Below are 2,240 nucleotides of genomic sequence, written 5' to 3'. Positions count from 1 at the left end.
GCATCAAAAATCGGCCCCCCGCTCATGCCTTGACGCACGCCTTTTTCACCTTTGGCGATCTCATACCCGATTTGGGTACCGTTATCGAAGGGAATATCTGAAAGTTGGGTAATTGCACCAGGGGAAATTCTGAGATCTTTGGAGTCAAATGGAAACCCGACACTGTAAATATTGCGATCGTTTAGTTTTAGGATACCTGGATTGGCGAGGTTGGCTAATTGGTATTGCTTGGAACTGGTAAATTCTAGTAAGGCTAAATCGTACTTGCGATCGAATCCACCATCGATCGGTTTAGCAGTATACTTCTGCCCATCGGGTGCTTGAATCTCAAATTGGGCTGCGCGCCTCGTGACGTGGGCATTAGTGAGGACGAGGTAGGTATTACCCTTTTTAGCAATTAAGACACCAGAGCCGCCATTATTGGCGGAGGTGATGCGGACGGTGATGTCTCTGGCAATCTGATTTACTTTGGTGCTGGCTTGCCCTCCTGCTTCGTCGAGTTGCTGGAGTTCTCGATCGATATTTTGGGCGATTTGGGTGGAAGATTTGGGGCTTGATGTCCGATCTGATAATGCGGCTGCTTGCCGGAGCGATATTCCTGGTAAGAAAAATAGGCTAGCGAGAATAATTGGGGTAATATTTTTCATGTTTTAGTAATTTTTTAGTGGTTTCAGATCCCCGACTGTCTTGTCTGGCATAATCCGGGAGGTTCCCTCCCGGCTGCGATCCGCTTCTCAAAGAAGTCGGGGATCTGTTTGTCTATTTGTTTTTTAATCGATCGATTAATAACTCACAGCAGATAAGTCATTCATCATTATCGAATTTAAAGATAACAATACTAACGGCGATTGGAACTAACTTTGCGTAACATCCCAGTTGCTTCAAGCTCACCGTTAGGATTAAGCCAATAAAAATCTAGTTTTCGCGCTGAAGATAACTTTAAAACGTTCGTTCCTCGATTGATGCAACGATCCATGCCATAGCTCAAATTCTCTAAAAGTTCTATGGAATTTTTTGTGACTCGCTGTAGCGTCAACTCCCCTCCACAGTTTAAGGATGGGTAATCAATTTTACCAACTACCGAACCGATCGATCCAGAAGCGATTGACAAAGAAATAGACCACGCAGTGTTATTGTTCTGATTTGCACTGCCAGACCAAGTTCCTAAATATACAGAGGGAATGCTACTCGCTTGGGAAATTGCAATCTTTTTGGCAATTAAGACATTAGACCCGACATTTTTGTATGACTGGACGTGCATGGTGGTATCGGCAATGCGATTTACGGTTGAATATTTAAGATTTGAATCTGGGTGATTCGATAATGTTGCTGCTTGCAGGAGCGAGACTCCTGGTAATAAAAATAGGCTCGATAGAATAATTGACGTAATATTTTTCATGTTTTGATAATTTTTAGTGGTTTCAGTAGTCCTTTTAGTGGGTTCAGATCCCCGACTTCTCAAAGAAGTCGGGGATCTGGTTATTTATTTGTTTTTTAATCGATCGATTAATAACTGCATATCGATCTCATTTTCACCGCTAGACTGAGGAATAGGTTGACCTTTCCCCGGCCCAGAAAGAGTATTGCGTAACCTGTCGCGAACTTCTTCAGCATCGCTGCCAGCACTGAGGGTAAATAATAAATGCGATCGAGTACATTGTTTCTCGGTATAAGGTACCGCACAAATTAAGCCGAGTCCCGTTTTTTTATCTACTCCGACAATCAATTTATCAAAAGTGCCGCGATCCCATGCCAATTGAAATCGTTTAGATACAGTTTCGCATCGTTGTGGATTGGTCATCCCTTTAGGGGGTGGGTATTTCCAGAAAATCAACGAAACAGGCTCGCTCGTGCCACTGCTAACCGCCTGGGTGGTAGGGATAATTTTGCCATCTTGGTTAACCCGACCGCAAAAAAATTGAACGTTATCTGTTGTATCTCTAGCTAGAGATGGGGCTGGTAGGATGAGAATAGGGAGAAATAAAGCGATCGCGAACCAGCTCAATAATCTGTTCATTTGCTGAATGAGAGTTAATTAATAATACTTTCAATATCGACAATCCCATCCCCAGAACCTTGGGGGACGGGATTGCTACCAGTTCCAGCTTTAATATCTTTCATCCGATCGATCGTTTCAGTTGCATCGGCACCATTAGATAATGTAAATAACATGCTTGATTTATTACAAGCAGTTGCGCGCTCTTTAGCTCCACAAATAATTCCTAACCCTGACTTTTTAT

Annotated in this window: 4 protein-coding genes; all 4 read right to left on the bottom strand. The window is 43.0% G+C overall.

What is annotated here, in order from left to right; genetic code table 11:
- Positions 1-647, bottom strand: a 647-nt coding sequence (locus Q0R35_RS13555; RefSeq protein ID WP_295619098.1) for a serine protease, incomplete at its 3' end; no start/stop codon positions are given.
- Positions 648-838: 191 nt separating this feature from the next.
- The gene (locus tag Q0R35_RS13550; RefSeq protein WP_295619095.1) at positions 839-1,399 is read right to left on the bottom strand and encodes a hypothetical protein; all 561 of its coding nucleotides are present in this window, start codon (positions 1,397-1,399) and stop codon (positions 839-841) included.
- 84 nt (positions 1,400-1,483) lie between these two features.
- Positions 1,484-2,017, bottom strand: a complete 534-nt coding sequence (locus Q0R35_RS13545) for a COP23 domain-containing protein (RefSeq protein WP_295619092.1) — start codon at positions 2,015-2,017, stop codon at positions 1,484-1,486.
- A 14-nt stretch (positions 2,018-2,031) separates the two neighbouring features.
- A partial coding sequence (locus tag Q0R35_RS13540; RefSeq protein ID WP_295619089.1) for a COP23 domain-containing protein occupies positions 2,032-2,240 on the bottom strand: 209 nt, incomplete at its 5' end.

The sequence above is a fragment of the Chamaesiphon sp. GL140_3_metabinner_50 genome (assembly GCF_025361915.1).
In the GTDB taxonomy this organism is placed as follows: Bacteria; Cyanobacteriota; Cyanobacteriia; order Cyanobacteriales; family Chamaesiphonaceae; genus Chamaesiphon.
This window is presented reverse-complemented; position numbering and strand designations above follow the sequence as displayed.

What these genes read in the sequence shown, in the direction of transcription:
- Q0R35_RS13550 (WP_295619095.1), bottom strand. Translation starts at nt 1,399, where the DNA reads ATGAAAAATATTACGTCAATTATTCTATCGAGCCTATTTTTATTACCA.
- Q0R35_RS13545 (WP_295619092.1), bottom strand. Translation starts at nt 2,017, where the DNA reads ATGAACAGATTATTGAGCTGGTTCGCGATCGCTTTATTTCTCCCTATT.